Origin of the sequence: Streptomyces sp. NRRL F-525, assembly GCF_000716605.1 — a bacterium.
Classification (GTDB): domain Bacteria; phylum Actinomycetota; class Actinomycetes; order Streptomycetales; family Streptomycetaceae; genus Streptomyces.
The window spans coordinates 325,976-342,594 of sequence record NZ_JNXE01000001.1; the positions used below are offsets into that span (position 1 = coordinate 325,976).

Sequence of the window (16,619 nt, forward strand, 5' to 3'; positions counted from 1 at the left end):
CGGCATGAGCGACCGCCAGCCCGTCGTCGTCGGCGTGCACGCCACCGAGCAGGCCCTGTCCCTCCCGCACCGCGACGCGATGGGCCTTGCCCTCGAAGCGGTACGCGGCGCGATCGAGGACGCCGGGCTTGCCCCGGCGGACGTCGACGGCGCCCAGGTCGACTGGCCCGGTCCGGGCGGTGTGCCCGGCGAGGGCAGCTCCTGGGCGCGGATGCTCGGCCGGGACCTGCGCTGGACCAGCGACTCGATGCTCGACAACGCCGGCTCGCGCGGCCTGCTGAAAGCGGCGGCGGCCGTACGCGCCGGGCTCGCCGACACCGTCGTGGTCGGCGGCTGCAAGCTGGTCTCGCGCGGTACGGGTCCGGTCGGCGCCGGGGTGCCGCTGGAGTTCGCCGACGTCTGGGGCAGCTACGTGGTGGCCCAGTTCGCGCTGGTGGCGGCCCGGCACATGCACCAGTACGGGACGACCGCCCGCCAGCTCGCGGAGGTCGCCGCCACCGTCCGCAACAACGGCACCACCAACCCCGAGGCGATGATGTACGGCCGCGGCCCGTACACCGCCGACGACGTGCTCGCCTCCCGCATGGTGGCCACACCGTTCCACCTGCTGGACTGCTGCATCGTCGGCGAGGGCGGCGCCGCCCTCGTGGTGACCACCGCCGAACGCGCCCGGGACCTGCCCCACCCGCCCGTCGCCGTGCTCGGCGGCGGCATGGAGTACCACCAGGCCGCGTACGCCAACCCCGCCCTGTACCGCGAGGTCGGACAGCTCGGCCGGGACGCGGCCACCCGTGCCTACGCCATGGCGGGCATCGGCCCGCAGGACGTGGACGTCTTCTCTCTCTACGACCCCAACTCCTTCGAGATCATCCGGCAGTTGGAGATCCTCGGACTGTGCGGCGAGGGCGAGGGAGGGCCCCTGGCCGCCAGTGGCGCCATCGCCGTTGGTGGCAAGCACCCCGTCAATCCCGACGGCGGCTGCCTGGCGTACGCGTGGAACGGAACCCAGCAGATGACCCTCAAAGTCGTCGAGGCGGTACGGCAGTTGCGCGGCACCGCCGTCCACCAGGTCGAGGGCGCGGAGCTGGCGGTCGTCGGCAACGCCGGCTCCGGCGCGCAGCACTACGAGATGAGCGTGCTGGGGAGGACACGTTGAGCCGCCCTGTGCCCGTGCCCACTCCGCTGTCCCAGCCGTTCTGGGACGCGGCGCGGCGCGGTGACCTGGTCGTCCCGCACTGCCCGGCCTGCGGGCTGCGCTTCCTCGTGCCCGAACCAGCCTGCCCCGGCTGCATGTCGGCGGACTGGCGGTACGTGCCCAGCGCCGGCCGGGGCACCGTCTACTCGGTGACCGTGGTCCACCGCGCACCCAGCCCCGGCTTCGAGACGCCGTTCGCGCTGGCCGTGATCGACCTGGACGAGGGCGGCACCCTGCTGTCCCACGTCGACGCGGGCGACCCGGACGACGTCGTCATCGGCATGCGGGTGCGGGTGGACTTCCGGCCCCTCACCGACGAGATCACCCTGCCGTACTTCGTGCCGCTCCCAGCCGACTGAAGGAGTTGGATGCCGTGACGAACACGCCGGTGCGGGTCCCCAAGATGGCCGAACTGGTGGCGGCACAGCTGCGCCGCAAGATCGTGCGCGGGGAACTGGCCGAGGGGGAGGCGCTGCCCGCCGAGACGGCCCTGATGGCGGAGTTCGCCGTCTCCCGGCCGACCCTGCGCGAGGCGTTCCGGGTCCTGGAGTCGGAGTCGCTGATCAGCGTGCGCCGGGGCGCCCGGGGCGGGGCACGGGTACAGGTCCCGGAGGGCACGGTCGCCGCCCGCTACGCGGGAGTCGTCCTGGAGTACCGGGGCACGACCCTCAAGGACGTCTACGACGCCCGTACGGTCATCGAGGCGCCGTGCGCCGGTCTGCTGGCCGAGCGCCGCACGGACCGGGACCTGGAGCGGCTGCGGGCCTCCGTCGCCGAGGCGGAGGGCCTCATGGACGATCCCTCGGCCTTCATCCGCGCCCACATGGAGTTCCACGCCCTCGTCGTCGAACTCGCCGGCAACGAGACGCTGAGCGTTCTCAACGGCATGGTCCGGCACATCATCGACCAGGCGAACTGGTCCCACGTCGACCTCGACGCCGGCAGCCCCGAGAACATCCGGGCCAACCGCCGGGGCTTCCGCGCCCACGGCGCCCTCGTCGAACTGGTCGCCGGGCGCAGCACCGAGGCCGCCGAGGAACTGTGGCGCCTCCATCTCCAGGAGGCCGAGGACTACCTGCTGCAGAGCAGATCCATGACGACGGTCCTGGACCTGCTCGGCTGACGTACCGTCAACTCCCGTGCAGCTCCTGCACGATGGGCTCCCACACCTCGGCGTCGATCTCGTACGCGGTGTAGAAGGACACCCGGTCGACCAGACTCCCGTACCGGCGCCTGATCTCGCCCGCCACCCGCTCCGGCTCCGCGACAACCGCGAAGGTGTGCAGGACCTCGTCGTCGACAAGGCCGCCCATCGCCTCCCACTTGTCCTCGCGGGACGACTTCGACAGCGCGTTCAGCTCGTCACCGAGTTCGCCCCAGCCGTGCAGCTCCAGGACGCCGCGATACGCGGGTGTGCTGCCGTAGAAGGCGATCTGGCGGCGGGTGCCGTCGATCGCGCGGGCCAGTTCCTCCTCGGTGCGGCCGGTCGCGGTGAGGAGGAGATGGGAGACGGAGAAGTCGCCGCGTGTGCGTCCGGACCGTTCGAGGCCCAACTGGACGGTCGGGAGGGTCACTTCCCTCAGGTACCGCTCGGTGGTGAAGCCGTGCGCCAGGAGTCCGTCGGCGACCTCGCCCGCCACCCGGGTCATCGCCTCGCCGACCGCGGCCACGAAGACCTTCGGGGCGCCGCCGGGAGCGGGCGGGGGAGAGAAGAAGGGGGACATGAGCGTGTGCGTGTAGAAGTCGCCGCGGAAGTCGAGCTTCTCGCCCTCGTTCCAGGCGGACCAGATGGCGCGCAGCGCGCTCACGTACTCCCGCATACGGGCGGCGGGGCGGCTCCACGGCATCGAGAAGCGCCGTTCGACGTGCGGTTTGATCTGGCTGCCCAGGCCGAGCGAGAAACGCCCGCCGGAGTAGGTCTGCAAGTCGTGTGCGGTGTAGGCGAGTTGCATGGGGGAGCGGGCGAACGCCACCGCGATCGCCGTGCCCACCTCCAGCCGCTCGGTGTGCTCGGCCGCGAGCAGCAGCGGCAGGAACGGGTCGTGTTTCGACTCCGAGGCCCACAGGCCGTCGTAGCCCGCCTTCTCGTGGTGGAGGGCCTCCGCCACGACCTCCGTGGTGCCCCACACGCTGAGCTTGCCGTCGACCTTCATGCCGCTCCCTTTGCCGTGGCCGTGTCCAACCCGATGCGCCGCGCGAGGAGTTCGCGGTGGTACGCCGGGTCCCCGAACAGGAGTTGTGACGTCTTGGCCCGCTTCAGATACAGGTGGGCCGGGTGCTCCCACGTGAAGCCGATGCCCCCGTGGACCTGGATGTTCTGTTCCGTCGCCTGCAGACAGGCGTCCGAGCAGAACGCCTTGGCCAGGCTCGCCACCGCGGGCAGCTCTGGGTCCTCGTTCGCTGCCGCGAGTAGTGCGAAGTGCGCGGCGGCACGCGCCGACTCCACTTCGAGGAGGACGTCGGCGAGCAGGTGCTTCACGGCCTGGAAGGAGCCGATTGGCCGCCCGAACTGGTGCCGCACCTTCGCGTACTCCACCGCCATGTCCAGCGCGCGGGAAGCCACCCCGACCTGCTCGGCGGCGAGCGCCACCGCGGCCCGGTCGAGCACCTGCGAGACGAGATCCCAGCCGTCGCCGTGCGTCCGCAACCGGGTCGCCGGCACTTCGTCGTAGTCGAGGCGGGCCTGCCGGCGGGTGGGGTCCATCGTGGGCAGGGGAACGCGGGTCAGCCCGGCCGCGTCGCCGTCCACCCAGAAGACACCGATGCCGTCGTCGGTCCGGGCGACGGTGAGGACGACATCGGCGGTGGCACCGTCCAGGACGAACATCTTGTGTCCGGTCAGCAGCCAACGCCCGTCCGATTCCCGGGCGTTGAGCTGGACCCCTGTCGCGTCCCAGCGGGCGGAGTCCTCGCTCAGGGCCAGCGTTCCGATCAGTTCGCCCGAGACGAGCCCTGGCAGCAGACGCTTACGGGCGTCCTCGTCGTCGCTGCGCAGCAGCGTGGTCGTCGCCAGTACGGCCGAGGCGAGGAAGGGCGTGCACACCAGCGCCCGGCCCAACTCCTCCATGACCGCGCCCACTTCGACCGGACCGCACCCGGCACCGCCGTACTCCTCGGGTACGGCCAGCCCCTGCAGGCCGAGTTCCGTCCCCATCCGGTGCCACAGCGCCCGGTCGAAGCCCTCCGGGGTCTCCATCAGCCGCCGCGTCTCGGTCTCGGGCGAGGTGTCCGCGAGGAACGCCCGTACCGTGCGCCGCAGTTCGTCCTGCTCGTCACTGAACGCGAAGTCCATGCCGCTCAGCCCTCCTTACCGGCTCGGCGACGCCCGCGCGAGGCGATGATCTCCTCCACCGCGGCGATGTGGTCCGGGTCGTGCATGCTGTCCCTTTCGGCGAGCAGTGCCGGCTCCAGTACGGCGGCCATGGCCTGCTCCAGATGCAGGTTCACCGCCCGCTTGGTGCCGCGCAGCGCCTGCGCGGGCAGGGCGGCCAGCCGTCCGGCCAGGTCCATGGCCTCGTCCAGGAGCTTGTCCTTCGGTACGACACGGTTGGCGATGCCGAGCCGGACCGCCTCCTCGGCGCTGACCCGGTCGCCCAGGAAAAGGAGTTCCTTCGCCCGGGTCGCGCCGACGAGCAGCGGCAGGACCAGCGCGCCGCCGTCGCCCGCGACGAGACCGACCTGGACGTGCGGGTCGGCCACATAGGCGTCGTCCGCGATCAGCACCAGGTCGCTCAGCAGGGCCAGGCTGCAACCGAGGCCCACGGCAGGCCCGTTGACCGCCGCGATCACCGGCAACGGGCAGCGGACCAGGCCGGTGATGATCCGCCGGGCCTCGTCGACGTTCCGCTGCCGGAAGACGGGGTCGCGCTGGACCCGGGTCATGATGTCGAAGTTGCCGCCCGCGCTGAACACCCGTCCCCGTCCGGTGAGCACGACCACCCGCGCCTCGGGGTCGTCGGCGACGGTGTCCCAGACCGACGCGAGGCCGGAGTGCAACTCCTCGCTCATCGCGTTGAGTTGGTCCGGCCGGTTCAGCTCGACCAGCCGGACCGGCCCGCGGGCCGTCACCACCAGATCCGTCATCTCCACCGCCACCATCCAGGAACAGGTCAGTAGAGTTGAATGCTATAACTAATTGAGCTTTATGAGAACCAGGCCGCGGAGTGACGAGCCCGACGGAGGACGCGCATGCCGGAGCAGGAGTACGAGACCGTGCGGACCGAGGTGGCGGACCGGATCCTCACCGTCACGCTCAACCGGCCCGAGAGGCTGAACGCCTTCAACCCGCAGATGATGGGCGACCTCCTCGACGTCCTGGACGCGGCCGACGCCGACGACGACGTGCGGGTGATCGTGGTGACCGGCGCCGGGCGGGGCTTCTGCGCAGGCGCCGATGTCAGCTCCGGCGGGTCGTCCTTCGACCACCGCGGGGCGGGTGCCTGGCACCGGGACACCGGCGGCCGGGTCGCGCTGCGGATCTTCTCCAGCGCCAAACCGGTCATCGCGGCGATCAACGGACCAGCCGCGGGCGTCGGCGCCAGCATGACCCTGCCCATGGACATCCGGCTGGCCTCGACCTCGGCGAAGTTCGGCTTCGTGTTCGCGCGCCGGGGCATCGTGCCGGAATCCGCGGCGAGCTGGTTCCTGCCCCGGGCCGTGGGGATGCAACGGGCCATGGAATGGGTGGCCACCGGCCGCGTCTTCGGCCCCGACGAGGCCCTGTCGGCCGGGCTGGTGCGCTCCGTCCACCCGCCGGAGGAGCTGCTGCCGGCGGCGTACGAACTAGCCCGGGAGATCGCCGACAACACCTCGGCGGTCTCGGTCGCCCTCTCCCGCCAGATGATGTGGCGCATGCTCGGCGAACCCCACCCGATGGCCGCGCACCGGCTCGACTCTCGGATCATGAGCCAGATCGGCGGCGGCCCGGACCCTGTGGAGGGCGTCGAGTCCTTCCTCGCCAAACGGCCGCCCGAGTTCCCGGGTCGGGTCAGCAAGGACATGCCGGCGGTCTACCCCTGGTGGCCGGAGGAGGAGTTCCGGCCCTTGGGGGAGTAGGCGTCCCGTCGCGCCCGGGCCGGGGCGGACGTAGGTGTCTGGGAAAGTGTGTCACTTTTCGCGAAAGTGTCACACTTTTCCCAGATAGGTAGCTCGGATGCGCCGACAGCGTCCGACCCCTCGCTCTACGACCGCGGACCGGATCATGGCCGAAACGCCGCCCGGCCACGCCGTCGAATCCCCCGCCACTGGACCTGGCCAGGAGTCGACCCCGGCGCGACCCGTTGACGGACCGATGAGATCTGTCCGAAACATTGTCGTCGTATCCCCGAAGTGTTAGCGTCCGGACGGCGGGCATTCAGTTGAATGCGTTAGCTATTCCGCCCCGGGACGGTGACCATGAGCGATGGTTTCCTGCACGAATCCTTCCGTGGTGTCGACTGGGGAGTCGCCACGGCGGATGCCATCGCGGCTCCGCCGCCTCCCCCGCCGGAACGCGCGGGGCACTTCAGGCAGTGGACCGACGACATCCGGCAGCTGGTCGGCGTCACGCCCGACACGCACCGGATGGTCGCCGGATGGCCGCTGCTCCAGCCCGACGGCCCCGGCAGCTGGGACCACGCGGCCCTGGACCGCTGCGACCGCGAACTCGACTCCCTGCTCGAACTCGGCCTGCGCCCCTGCCTCACCCTGTTCGACCGCTCGCTGCCGCAGTGGCTGGAGGACGGCGGAGGCTGGCTGGAGCGCGACACGGCCGAGCATTTCGCCGTCTACGCCGCCGAGTTGGGCCGTCGCTACGGCGACCGCGTGACCCGCTGGATCACCTCCACCGACCTCGCGGGCCCCACCCTCGCCGACCATGTGGCCGGGATGTACACACCGGGACGGGGCATCGGTCGAGCGGGTCTGCCCGCCGTCCACCACATCCTGCTCGCCAACGGACTCGCGACCCGCGCTCTCCGCGCCGCCGGCGTGAGCGGCTCGATCGGGACCACGGTCACTCTCGTCGGCGGCTACGCGGCCACCGACGACCCCTTCGACCGGCTCGCCCTGGACCGCCTGCTGAGCTGGACCAACCGCCTCTTCCTCGACCCCCTGCTGCTCGGCGAGCACATGGTGACCGAGGACGACGTCTCACCGGTCGAGGACACCGGCTGCGTACGCCCGGGCGACCTGGACGTCATCGCCACCCCACAGGACCTGCTCGGCCTGTCCTGGCACACCCCGTTCCGCGTCACCGCACCGGAGAACCTCGCCCGCGCGCTGCCTGCCGACAAGTGCCAGAGCAGGCTCAACGAGGTCAACCGCCTCCTCGTCGGCCTGGGCTTCGCGGTCGTCCCCTTCGACGACGTGGAGACGACGGCGTACGGCTGGCCCATCCTCCCCGAGGGCCTGGCCGACGCCGTCGCGGACCTGCACGATCTCTACGGCGAGCTGCTGCCGCCGCTGTCCGTCGTCGACAACGGCATGGGCGACCTCGACCTCGTCGACGAGACCGGCCACAGTGACGACACCCGGCGCCGTGCCCTGCTGCGCGCCCGGCTGTCCTGGCTGGGGCGGGTGATCCAGCGCGGTGTCGACGTCTGCGGCTACGAGTACTGGTCGGTGCTCGACAACCTGGAGGCGAAGTTCCGCTACACCCGCCTCTACGCTATGGCGGTTCCGGACCACGAGCCCCCGCCGCGTCCGCCGATGCCCTCGGACTGGCTGCGGGCCGGAGCCTTCGCCGGACCCGAGACACCGGGCCCGGCGGCCGGCCTGACCCTGGTTCCGCCAGACCCCCGGGATCAGCGCGTCGGAGCCTCGTAGTCCCCGCCCCGGATCAGCCGTACCGGCGTGTAGACGAGCACGTCCTCGTCCCGCTGGTTGCGTACGGCGATGCGGCTCGTCACGACGCCCCGGCCGGGCTTGCTGGACGGCCGGCAGTCGGTGGTCTCCACGACGGCGTACAGCGTGTCGCCGACGTACACCGGTCCCCGCACGGTCAGTTCCATGTGCAGGAACGCCAGACCCGTGCCGTGCAGCACGTTCGTCTGCAGGACGAGTCCTTCGGCGATGCAGTACGTCAGCGCGCCCGGCACCAGCCGCCCGCTGTAGCCGCTGTCGGCCGCGTGCGAGGCGTCCCAGAAGAGCGGCTCGTTGAAGCCGCCCCAGGTGACGAAGTTGACGAGGTCGGTCTCGGTGACCGTGCGGCGGGCGGTGCGGAAGATCTGCCCGACCGGCATCTCCTCGTAGGTCAACCCCCTTACCAGCGGGGGGATTTCGGTGGCGGTGGTGGGCTCTGCCGTCATCGCGGGCTCCTCGTGCGTCCGTGGGTCACAGGTCGATCGGGTGTTTGCCGCCCACGCCCTCGAAGTCCGGGGCGCGCTTCTCGCGGTGGGCGGCGAGTCCCTCGACGACCTCGTGCCCGCCGAACCCGAAGAACTCCAGCCCCAGCGAGGCCTCGAAGAGCGGCTGGGCCGTGCGGTACCAGTGGTTGAGGGACCGCTTGGTCCAGCTGAGGGCACTGGCGGGCCCGGCGGCCAGCAGGGTCGCGACCCGCAGCCCCTCGGCGTGCACGTCCTCGTCGTCCACGCACTTCGACACCAGGCCGATCCGCTCGGCCTCCTCGCCGGTCAGCGCCTCGCAGGTCAGCAGGTAGTACTTGGCCTTGGCCATCCCGCACAGCAACGGCCAGCAGATCGCCGCGTGGTCGCCGGCCGCGACCCCGAGCCGCGTGTGCCCGTCGACGATCTTCGCCCTGCGTCCGGCGATGGAGATGTCCGCCAGCATGCCGACGACCAGCCCCGCGCCGACCGCCGGGCCGTGGATCGCGGAGACCACCGGCTTCGAGCAGTTGATCACCCCGTAGACCATGTCCCGCGCCTCCCGCATCGTCCGGGCGCGCACGGCGTAGTCCTCGGTCATGGCCTCGATGGAGTCGAAGGTGCCACCGGCCGAGAACGCCTTGCCGGCGCCCTGGACCAGTACCGCGCGGGTCTCCTCGTCCCGGTCGATGACGGGCCAGACGTCGGCCAGTTCACCGTGCATCCGCGGATCCACGGCGTTGAGGTTCGGCGCGTCCAGCACGATGCGCAGCACACCGGGCGCGGGCCGCTCGAAGGTCAGGCTCGTGAACGGGGCGTAGGGATCGGTCACGTCGCGCTCCTGGTGTATTCAGTGCGGATACTATAATTATCTAACTGTATCGAGAGGCGGGCGGCAAGCGTCCGGCACACGGGCGCACCGAGGACGGGAAGCTCGGCATGGATCTCACCTTCAGCGAGGAACAGCACGAACTGCGCACGGTCGTACGGTCGTTCCTCACCCGGCACGCCACCGAGGCGGACGTGCGTCGCCTGGCCGCCGACCCGCGCGGACACGACCCGTGGATCTGGCGGCGGATGGCCACGGAACTCGGACTCCAGGGACTCGCCGTACCGGAGGAGTACGGCGGCTCCGGCTTCGGCTACGTCGACCTCGGCGTCGTCTTCGAGGAGACGGGCCGCGCCCTGCTGTGCGCCCCGTACTTCGCCACCGTCGCCCTGGCCGCCGAGGCGCTGCTGCGCTGCGACGACGAGGCCGCCCGCGCCGAACTCCTCCCGGGCATCGCATCCGGCGAGACGGTGGCCACGCTCGCCCTCACCGAGGACAGCGGGCGCTGGGACGAGCCGGGCATCAGGCTCAACGCCCGCGAAGGAACGGGGGGTTGGCGGCTCACGGGCGTGAAGACCTACGTCCCCGACGGACACCTCGCCGACCTGCTCCTGGTCGCCGCCCGCACCCCCGCGGGCATCAGCCTCTTCGCGGTCACGACCGCCGACGCCCCGGGCCTCACCCGCACCCCCCTCCCCACCCTCGACCAGACCCGCAAACAGGCCCGCGTCACCTTCACGGACACCCCGGCCCGCCTGTTGGGCACCGACGGCACGGCCTGGCCGGCGCTCGCCCGGACCCTCGCCACGGCTGCCGTGCTGCTGGCCGTCGAACAGGTCGGCGGAGCCGCCGCAGCCCTGGACACGGCGGTCGCCTACGCCAAGATCCGCGAGCAGTACGGCCGCCCCATCGGCTCGTTCCAGGGCATCAAGCACAAGTGCGCCGACATGCTCGTCGAGATCGAGTCCGCCCGCTCGGCCGCGTATGCCGGACTGTGGGCCCTGGACGCCGGTGACGAGACGGAGATCGCCGTCGCGGCGGCCCTCGCCCAGGCCTTCTGCTCCGAGGCGTTCACCAAGGTCGCCGCCGACACCATCCAGGTCCACGGAGGTATCGGCTTCACCTGGGAACACCCCGCGCACCTCTACCTCAAGCGGGCCAAGAGCTCCGAGGTGCTGCTCGGCACGCCCGCGTACCACCGGGAACTGCTCGCCGCCCGGCTCGGCATCTGACACCAGGAGAGGCAGACATGGAAGTGGATTTCGGGCCCGCCGTACGCGACTTCCGCGACGAACTGCGGGACTGGTTCGCGGACCACCTCGTGGGGGAGTTCGCCGAGCACCGGGGCGTGGGCGGCCCCACCGACGGCGCGGCCTGGGACGTACGCCTCGCCTGGGACCGCGAGCTGTCGGCCGGGAACTGGCTGGGCGTGGGCTGGCCGAAGGAGTACGGCGGACGCGGGCTCGGACTGATCGAGGAGATCGTCTTCGAGTACGAGTACGCCCGCGCGAACGCCCCCTACCGCGCCACCGTCAACGCTCTCGACCTGCTCGGCCCGATGCTCCTCGCGATGGGCGACGAGGCCCAGAAGAAGCGCTTCCTGCCACCGATCCTCGCCGTCGAGGAACTGTGGGGGCAGGGCTTCAGCGAGCCCGGCGCGGGCTCCGACCTGGCCTCCGTCCGCACCCGCGCCGAGCGCGACGGCGACCAGTGGGTGGTCAACGGGCAGAAGGTGTGGACCTCGTTCGGCGTCCACGCCGACTGGCTCTACGTCCTCACCCGCACCGACCCCGACTCCCGGCGCCACAAGGGCCTGACGCTCCTGCTCCTCCCGACCGACCAGCCGGGTGTGGAGATCCGCCCCATCCGCAACCTCGCCGGCCAGGACGAGTTCGCCGAGGTCTTCCTCTCCGACGCGCGCACCGGCGCGGACATGGCCGTAGGAGAGGTCGGCCAGGGCTGGCGCACCGCGATGGCCACGCTCGGCATCGAACGCGGCACCACCCTGCTGCCCCAGCAGCTCTCCTTCGAGCGCGAGGCCGAGGCACTGATCGACCTGGCCCGCGAGCGCGGCGCCCTCGACGACCCCATGCTGCGCCGCCGGATCGTGGACGCCTGGATCTCCGTACGCATCATGCGCACCACCAACCTGCGGACCATCGCCGAACTGACCGCGGGCCGCACACCGGGCGCCCAGGCCACCACGGCGAAGCTCTACGCCTCGACACGCCACCAGCAACTCGGCCATCTGGCCATGGAGTTGGCCGGACCCGCCGGGCAGATCGTGGGCGAGGACTACGAACTCGACACCCGGCAGCGCTCGTTCCTGCTCTCCCTCGCGGAGACGATCTACGGCGGTTCGAGCGAGATCCAGCGCAACATCATCGGGGAGCTTCTCCTCGGTCTGCCGAGGGAGCCGCGGCCATGACCTCGACCGAGGACCGCCTCGACCGCATCGAGTCCCACCAGGCCATCCAGCAACTGCCCATCCGCTACGCCCTGGCCGTGGACTCCCGCGACCTCGACGCCTGGGTCGGCTGCTTCCGCCCCGACGTCGACATGGGGCGCCACGGGCGGGGACGACAGGTCCTGCGGCAGCACATCGAGCCCCTGGTGCGCGGTTTCCACCGGTCGGTGCATCAACTCTGCGGCCACCGCATCGAGTTCACCGGCCGCGACACCGCGACCGGCGCGGTCTACTGCCGCGCCGAGCACGAGGTCGGCGACCGGTGGATCGTGATGGCGATCTGCTACTTCGACGACTACGCGCGCGTCGACGGCGACTGGTACTTCTCCCGGCGCCGCGAACAGCACTGGTACGCGGCCGACGTGACCGACCGCCCCCAGGCGGTCGGCTTCACCGGCTGGGAGGGCGCGGGGGAACCGGCGCTGCCCGACGCCTTCCCCACCTGGACGACCTTCTGGAAGGAGACGTGATGACACGGTTGTCAGGCAGGACGGCACTGGTCACCGGCGGAGGCCAGGGCGTGGGCCGAGGCATCGCCCTGGCACTCGCGGCCGAGGGCGCGGCCGTGGTCATCACCGGCCGCACCGAGGGCAAGCTGAAGGACACCGCCGGGGAGATCGCCGAGCGTGGCGGCAGGGCGTACACCGTCGTCGGGGACGTGGGGGAGCGGGACGACGTCGACCGGATGGTGGCCGAGACGGTACGGGAGTTCGGCGGGCTCGACGTGCTCGTCAACAACGCCCAGTCCTCGGTGCAGCGACGGCTGGAGAAGACGTCGTACGACGATGTCGAACTCACCTACCGCAGCGGGCCGTTGGCCGTCTTCCACGCGATGCAGGCGGCCCTGCCCCACCTGAAGGAGAGCCGCGGCAGTGTCGTCAACCTCGGTTCCTCGGCGGCGGTGCAGGGCGAGGCGACCTTCGCGGCGTACGCCATGGCCAAGGAGGCGATCCGGGGGCTGAGCCGGGTCGCCGCGCGGGAGTGGGGACGGTACGGGATCCGCGTGAACGTCGTCTGCCCGGCCGCGCTCAGCCCGGCGGCGGAGGACTATCTGGCCGCGCATCCGCAGAAGGCGGAGGAACTCGCCCGCGAGATCCCGCTGGGCCGGCTCGGCGCCCCGGAGGCGGACATCGGCCGGGCGGTCGCCGCGCTGGTGAGCGACGACATGGCGTATCTGACGGGCGCGACGTTGATGCTGGAGGGCGGCCGGACGCTCATTGGGTGAGGCGTCACACGACCCCCCGCGCGCGCAGTCCCGCGAGCTGATCCTCCGTCACTCCTGCGAGCCCGCACAGGACTTCGGCGGTGTGCTCGCCCAGCGCGGGCGGCGGGGCGTAGCCCTCGACCGGGGTCGCCGTGAGCCGTATCGGATTCGCGAGCAGCGGCAGCCGGCCCGACACCGGATCCTCGACCTCGACCAGCATCCCCCGGTGCCGGATCTGGGGGTCGGCGAAGACCTCGGGCATCTCGTTGAACGGGCCCGCCGGCACGTCGTGTTCGTCCAGCAGGGCCAGCCAGTCGTCCCGGGTCCGGGTCCGCATGATGTCTTCGAGCACCGGCAGGATCTCCTCCCGATGGGTGATCCGGGCGGAGGTCGTGGCGAACCGGGGGTCCTGGAGCAGGTCCGTGCGGTCGGCCGCCGCGCAGAACGCGGCGAACTGCTTGTCGTTGCCCGCGACGAGGAACAGCGGCTTGTCCGCGCACTGGAAGGCCTGGGAGGGGATTCCGCCGTAGCCGCCGTTGCCGCGCCGCTGCGGAACCTCCCCGGAGACCAGGTAGTTCATGGCGAAGTGCGACAGCGAGGCCAGCCCGCAGTCCAGCAGGGAGAGGTCGACGAACTGGCCCTCGCCGGTGGCGTCCCGGTGCCGCAGCGCCGCCAGGACGGCCGTGCTGGCGTACAAGCCGGTGAGGATGTCGACCATGCTGACGCCGACCTTCATCGGCTCGTCGGGGTGTCCGGAGACGCTCATCATCCCGGACATGGCCTGGAAGATGCCGTCGTAGCCGGGCCGCCCGGCATAGGGGCCGGTCTGGCCGAAGCCCGTGACCGACAGGTAGACCAGGCGCGGGTTGAGCGCCAGCAGGCTCTCGTGGTCGAGGCCGTACTTCGCCAGCGTCCCCGCGCGGAAGTTCTCGACCAGGACGTCCGAGCGGGCGGCGAGGGAGCGGATCAACTCCTGCCCCTCGGCGGTCGCGTGATTGACCGTCACGGACCGCTTGTTGCGGTTGCAGGAGAGGTAGAAGGCCGCGGTGTCCGTGCCGGGGGCGAACGGCGGACCGTACGTCCGTGAGTCGTCGCCGGTTCCGGGCCGCTCGACCTTGATGACCTCCGCGCCGAGGTCGGCCAGCATCTGGGTGGCCAGGGGCGCCGCGAGGATGCGGGACAGGTCGAGGACGCGGATCCCGGCCAGGGCGGTCGACGGCATCTGGGTCTCCCTCTGTTCACAGGCATCGAATCAGTTATATAAATAATACATCTGGCGCCCTGGCTGCGCCCCGTGTGATTGCTTCAACTATCCAATTCATGTAACTATATTGATCGGCTGACCGGCCGAGACCGGAGGGCGTGCGGATGACCGTCGCGGCGAGACCCCTCACCGACCAGGAACAGCGCGAACGCCGTGAGTGGTTCCGGTCCCGCTGGGAGCGCGGCGTCGCGTTCAACCGCCTCTGTCGGCTGCGCATGGTCCGCTGGGACCCCGACGGCGTCGAGGTCGTGCTGCCCTACGCCGAGCAACTCACCGCCCACGAAGGCGTGTTCCACGGCGGAGTGCTCTCCGCGCTCATCGACACCGCGGGCGCGGGAGCCGTGATCGCCGGGCACGACTTCCAGAAGGGCAGTCGGCTCAGCACCGTCTCGATGTCGGTGCAGTACCTGGCGCCCGCCCGTGGCCGGGAGGCCGTGGCCTACGCGCGCTGCGTCCGACGGGGCCGCAGGCTGCACTTCGCCGACGTCGACGTGATGACCGACGGGGTCGTCTGCGCCCGGGGGCAGGTGGTGGTGACGATCTCCGGCGAGCGACCGGGCGTCGGCGAACCCATCCAGCCCATCGACCCCATCGACCCGCTGACCGAGGAGTGACGCGATGCCCGACGAACCCGACCAGGACCGGGACCTGGTGCTGTACGAGGTCGACGAGGACGGTGTCGCCACTGTCACCCTCAACCGGCCCGAGCGCAAGAACGCGTGGAGCCTCCCCATGGAGCGCCGCTTCTTCGCCCTCCTGGACGAGGCCGCCGCCGACCCCGCCGTCCGCGTCGTGATCGTCACCGGCGCCGGCCGGGCGTTCTGCCCCGGCATGGACGTCCAGCGGCTGGAGCAGAACGCACAGCCGGGCCAGTCCCTCAACCTCCAGGCCCGCGTGCCCATGTACAGCAGGCGGAACATGCCCAAGCCGCTCATCGCGGCCGTCAACGGCGCCTGCGCGGGCATCGGACTGGTCCAGGCCCTGATCTGCGACGTACGCTTCGCCGCCCGAGGCGCCCGCTTCACCACCGCTTTCACGCGCCGCGGCCTCGCCGGCGAGTACAACCTCCCCTACGTGCTGCCCCGCGTCATCGGCCTGGAGAACGCCCTCGACCTCCTCCTGTCCGGCCGCGTCTTCGACGCCGACGAGGCGAAGCGACTCGGCCTCGTCAGCCGGGTGGTGGAGCCCGAGGACCTGCTCGACGCGGCCCGCGCCTACGCCCGCGACATCGCCCGCAACTGCTCACCGCGCGCCATGGCCGTAGTACGCCACCAGGTCTACGGCGACCTCGACCGGCCCTTCACCGAAGCGCTCGCCCGCTCCTACTCCGCCATGGAGTTCTTCGCGGGCTCGCCCGACTTCCGCGAAGGGGTGGCCAGCTTCGTGGAGAAACGGGAGCCCAAGTTCGAGGGCCTGCCCCCGGACTTCGACCCGGACGAGGCCACCCGCGACGCGTTCCTGCCGTACTGACCGAGGAGTTGGAAGATGACAGGGCAGCCCTTCCCGGTCGAGGCCGGGCACATCCTGACGTTCGCCCGGGCCATCGGCGACGAGAACCCGGCCTACGTCGGCAAGACCGCGCTCGCGCCGCCCACCTTCACCATGGCGAGCGCCCACCACGATCCCGACTACCGGCTGCGGCCCAAGCCGGGCGAGGAGTGGTTCGGGTCCGGCGCCGAGCCGGGCGTGATGCCCGAGGGCGGTGGCGGTCTGCACGCCGAGCAGCACTTCGAGTACCACCGGCCGGTGCGCGCGGGGGAGACCCTGTACGCCACCACCGTCGCCGGCCGCAACTGGGAGAAGCAGGGCCGCACCGGGCGCCTGCTGTTCAGCGAGCGCATCACCGAGTACCGCGACGCCGACGGCGAACCGGTTGTCAGCGCCCGCACCGTGGCCGTCGTGCCCGAGGGCCCCGCGACCAGGAAGGACGCCCGATGAGCCTGAGCGTCGACGACGTCAAGGTCGGCGAGACCCGCGAGAGCGTGCTGGTCGACGATCTCAAGCGCACCCGGATCGTCCAATACGCGGGCGCGTCCGGCGACTTCAACCCGCTGCACACCGACGAGAGGTTCGCCACCGAGGTCGCCGGTTACCCCGGTGTCTTCGCCCACGGGATGCTCACGATGGGCATGACGGGCCGGGTCCTGACCGACTGGGTCGGCGTTGAGGCGCTGCTGACCTTCGGGGTGCGCTTCAAGGCCCAGGTGTGGCCCGGCGACACCCTGACCGCGACGGCGACCGTCGAGGCGGTCGAGGACTCGCCGGACGGCCCGGTCGCCCACTTCTCGCTGCGCACCGTCACCCAGGACGGCGCCGAGGTGGTCACCGGCACCGCGACGGCTCTGCTGGAGCCCTGAAC

The 16,619-nt window shown here is 71.2% G+C and carries 19 protein-coding genes; 13 read left to right on the plus strand and 6 right to left on the minus strand.

The window, feature by feature from the left end:
* The first annotated feature begins 4 nt into the window (after nt 1–4).
* From OO69_RS01445 to OO69_RS01455, 3 genes are read left to right on the plus strand one after another with little or no spacing between them, the layout of a single operon-like run.
* Nucleotides 5–1,156 carry a thiolase family protein gene (locus OO69_RS01445; protein ID WP_033278460.1) on the plus strand — a complete coding sequence of 384 codons (1,152 nt, stop codon included), beginning with the start codon at nt 5–7 and terminating at the stop codon, nt 1,154–1,156.
* 14 nt (nt 1,157–1,170) lie between these two features.
* Nucleotides 1,171–1,554 (plus strand): Zn-ribbon domain-containing OB-fold protein, encoded by a 384-nt coding sequence (locus OO69_RS01450; RefSeq protein ID WP_234444297.1) that lies wholly within the window; start codon nt 1,171–1,173, stop codon nt 1,552–1,554.
* 14 nt (nt 1,555–1,568) lie between these two features.
* The gene (locus OO69_RS01455) at nt 1,569–2,318 is read left to right on the plus strand and encodes a FadR/GntR family transcriptional regulator (RefSeq protein ID WP_234444298.1); all 750 of its coding nucleotides are present in this window, start codon (nt 1,569–1,571) and stop codon (nt 2,316–2,318) included.
* 7 nt (nt 2,319–2,325) lie between these two features.
* On the opposite strand, the gene OO69_RS01460 is transcribed toward OO69_RS01455, so the two are convergent.
* Genes OO69_RS01460 through OO69_RS01470 form a run of 3 tightly spaced genes read right to left on the minus strand, consistent with a single transcriptional unit; the run spans nt 2,326 to nt 5,278 of the window.
* The gene (locus OO69_RS01460; RefSeq protein ID WP_033278462.1) at nt 2,326–3,348 is read right to left on the minus strand and encodes an LLM class F420-dependent oxidoreductase; all 1,023 of its coding nucleotides are present in this window, start codon (nt 3,346–3,348) and stop codon (nt 2,326–2,328) included.
* A complete protein-coding gene (locus tag OO69_RS01465) occupies nt 3,345–4,487 on the minus strand; it encodes an acyl-CoA dehydrogenase family protein (protein WP_033278463.1) in 1,143 nt (380 codons plus the stop codon). The genes OO69_RS01460 and OO69_RS01465 overlap by 4 nt, the downstream gene beginning before the upstream one ends.
* A gap of 5 nt (nt 4,488–4,492) precedes the next feature.
* On the minus strand, nt 4,493–5,278 hold the full coding sequence (locus tag OO69_RS01470) for an enoyl-CoA hydratase/isomerase family protein (protein WP_234444299.1): 786 nt from the start codon (nt 5,276–5,278) through the stop codon (nt 4,493–4,495).
* Nucleotides 5,279–5,383: 105 nt separating this feature from the next.
* Here OO69_RS01470 and OO69_RS01475 point away from each other — a divergent pair, with 105 nt between their 5' ends.
* On the plus strand, nt 5,384–6,250 hold the full coding sequence (locus tag OO69_RS01475; RefSeq protein WP_033278464.1) for a crotonase/enoyl-CoA hydratase family protein: 867 nt from the start codon (nt 5,384–5,386) through the stop codon (nt 6,248–6,250).
* Nucleotides 6,251–6,589: 339 nt separating this feature from the next.
* Nucleotides 6,590–7,999 carry a glycoside hydrolase family 1 protein gene (locus OO69_RS01480; RefSeq protein ID WP_033278465.1) on the plus strand — a complete coding sequence of 470 codons (1,410 nt, stop codon included), beginning with the start codon at nt 6,590–6,592 and terminating at the stop codon, nt 7,997–7,999.
* Here the strand turns inward: OO69_RS01480 and OO69_RS01485 are convergent.
* Together OO69_RS01485 and OO69_RS01490 are read right to left on the minus strand one after the other, a co-directional pair.
* Nucleotides 7,978–8,481, minus strand: a complete 504-nt coding sequence (locus OO69_RS01485; protein WP_033278466.1) for an FAS1-like dehydratase domain-containing protein — start codon at nt 8,479–8,481, stop codon at nt 7,978–7,980. The two genes, OO69_RS01480 and OO69_RS01485, sit on opposite strands and share 22 nt — an antisense overlap.
* 25 nt (nt 8,482–8,506) lie before the next feature.
* Nucleotides 8,507–9,328: an enoyl-CoA hydratase/isomerase family protein gene (locus OO69_RS01490; protein WP_033278467.1), complete on the minus strand. Its 822-nt coding sequence runs from the start codon at nt 9,326–9,328 to the stop codon at nt 8,507–8,509.
* A gap of 107 nt (nt 9,329–9,435) precedes the next feature.
* Here OO69_RS01490 and OO69_RS01495 point away from each other — a divergent pair, with 107 nt between their 5' ends.
* Genes OO69_RS01495 through OO69_RS01510 form a run of 4 tightly spaced genes read left to right on the plus strand, consistent with a single transcriptional unit; the run spans nt 9,436 to nt 13,017 of the window.
* Nucleotides 9,436–10,557, plus strand: coding sequence for an acyl-CoA dehydrogenase family protein (locus OO69_RS01495; RefSeq protein WP_033278468.1), 1,122 nt, complete (start codon nt 9,436–9,438; stop codon nt 10,555–10,557).
* Between the two features lie 17 nt (nt 10,558–10,574).
* Nucleotides 10,575–11,753, plus strand: a complete 1,179-nt coding sequence (locus OO69_RS01500) for an acyl-CoA dehydrogenase family protein (protein ID WP_033278469.1) — start codon at nt 10,575–10,577, stop codon at nt 11,751–11,753.
* Nucleotides 11,750–12,262 carry a nuclear transport factor 2 family protein gene (locus OO69_RS01505; protein ID WP_078652249.1) on the plus strand — a complete coding sequence of 171 codons (513 nt, stop codon included), beginning with the start codon at nt 11,750–11,752 and terminating at the stop codon, nt 12,260–12,262. The genes OO69_RS01500 and OO69_RS01505 overlap by 4 nt, the downstream gene beginning before the upstream one ends.
* On the plus strand, nt 12,262–13,017 hold the full coding sequence (locus OO69_RS01510; protein ID WP_033278470.1) for an SDR family NAD(P)-dependent oxidoreductase: 756 nt from the start codon (nt 12,262–12,264) through the stop codon (nt 13,015–13,017). The genes OO69_RS01505 and OO69_RS01510 overlap by 1 nt, the downstream gene beginning before the upstream one ends.
* Nucleotides 13,018–13,021: 4 nt before the next feature.
* Here the strand turns inward: OO69_RS01510 and OO69_RS01515 are convergent, their stop codons facing one another.
* Nucleotides 13,022–14,218, minus strand: a complete 1,197-nt coding sequence (locus tag OO69_RS01515) for a CaiB/BaiF CoA transferase family protein (protein ID WP_033278471.1) — start codon at nt 14,216–14,218, stop codon at nt 13,022–13,024.
* 146 nt (nt 14,219–14,364) lie between these two features.
* Here OO69_RS01515 and OO69_RS01520 point away from each other — a divergent pair, with 146 nt between their 5' ends.
* The 4 genes from OO69_RS01520 to OO69_RS01535 are packed head-to-tail and all read left to right on the plus strand — an operon-like array spanning nt 14,365 to nt 16,617.
* The gene (locus tag OO69_RS01520) at nt 14,365–14,874 is read left to right on the plus strand and encodes a PaaI family thioesterase (RefSeq protein WP_033278472.1); all 510 of its coding nucleotides are present in this window, start codon (nt 14,365–14,367) and stop codon (nt 14,872–14,874) included.
* Nucleotides 14,875–14,878: 4 nt separating this feature from the next.
* A complete protein-coding gene (locus OO69_RS01525; RefSeq protein ID WP_033278473.1) occupies nt 14,879–15,730 on the plus strand; it encodes an enoyl-CoA hydratase-related protein in 852 nt (283 codons plus the stop codon).
* Between the two features lie 15 nt (nt 15,731–15,745).
* Nucleotides 15,746–16,198 (plus strand): FAS1-like dehydratase domain-containing protein, encoded by a 453-nt coding sequence (locus OO69_RS01530; RefSeq protein ID WP_033278474.1) that lies wholly within the window; start codon nt 15,746–15,748, stop codon nt 16,196–16,198.
* Complete coding sequence (locus OO69_RS01535) at nt 16,195–16,617, plus strand: MaoC/PaaZ C-terminal domain-containing protein (RefSeq protein ID WP_033278475.1); 423 nt, start codon at nt 16,195–16,197, stop codon at nt 16,615–16,617. The genes OO69_RS01530 and OO69_RS01535 overlap by 4 nt, the downstream gene beginning before the upstream one ends.
* The last annotated feature ends 2 nt before the right edge of the window (nt 16,618–16,619 follow it).

Bases quoted from the DNA above. Each gene is read 5' to 3' on its own strand.
- OO69_RS01460 (WP_033278462.1), bottom strand. From the start codon at position 3,348: ATGAAGGTCGACGGCAAGCTCAGCGTGTGGGGCACCACGGAGGTCGTG.
- OO69_RS01500 (WP_033278469.1), top strand. From the start codon at position 10,575: ATGGAAGTGGATTTCGGGCCCGCCGTACGCGACTTCCGCGACGAACTG.
- OO69_RS01520 (WP_033278472.1), top strand. From the start codon at position 14,365: ATGACCGTCGCGGCGAGACCCCTCACCGACCAGGAACAGCGCGAACGC.
- OO69_RS01510 (WP_033278470.1), top strand. From the start codon at position 12,262: ATGACACGGTTGTCAGGCAGGACGGCACTGGTCACCGGCGGAGGCCAG.
- OO69_RS01485 (WP_033278466.1), bottom strand. From the start codon at position 8,481: ATGACGGCAGAGCCCACCACCGCCACCGAAATCCCCCCGCTGGTAAGG.
- OO69_RS01495 (WP_033278468.1), top strand. From the start codon at position 9,436: ATGGATCTCACCTTCAGCGAGGAACAGCACGAACTGCGCACGGTCGTA.
- OO69_RS01535 (WP_033278475.1), top strand. From the start codon at position 16,195: ATGAGCCTGAGCGTCGACGACGTCAAGGTCGGCGAGACCCGCGAGAGC.
- OO69_RS01470 (WP_234444299.1), bottom strand. From the start codon at position 5,278: ATGACGGATCTGGTGGTGACGGCCCGCGGGCCGGTCCGGCTGGTCGAG.
- OO69_RS01530 (WP_033278474.1), top strand. From the start codon at position 15,746: ATGACAGGGCAGCCCTTCCCGGTCGAGGCCGGGCACATCCTGACGTTC.
- OO69_RS01515 (WP_033278471.1), bottom strand. From the start codon at position 14,218: ATGCCGTCGACCGCCCTGGCCGGGATCCGCGTCCTCGACCTGTCCCGC.
- OO69_RS01480 (WP_033278465.1), top strand. From the start codon at position 6,590: ATGAGCGATGGTTTCCTGCACGAATCCTTCCGTGGTGTCGACTGGGGA.
- OO69_RS01505 (WP_078652249.1), top strand. From the start codon at position 11,750: ATGACCTCGACCGAGGACCGCCTCGACCGCATCGAGTCCCACCAGGCC.
- OO69_RS01465 (WP_033278463.1), bottom strand. From the start codon at position 4,487: ATGGACTTCGCGTTCAGTGACGAGCAGGACGAACTGCGGCGCACGGTA.
- OO69_RS01525 (WP_033278473.1), top strand. From the start codon at position 14,879: ATGCCCGACGAACCCGACCAGGACCGGGACCTGGTGCTGTACGAGGTC.
- OO69_RS01475 (WP_033278464.1), top strand. From the start codon at position 5,384: ATGCCGGAGCAGGAGTACGAGACCGTGCGGACCGAGGTGGCGGACCGG.
- OO69_RS01445 (WP_033278460.1), top strand. From the start codon at position 5: ATGAGCGACCGCCAGCCCGTCGTCGTCGGCGTGCACGCCACCGAGCAG.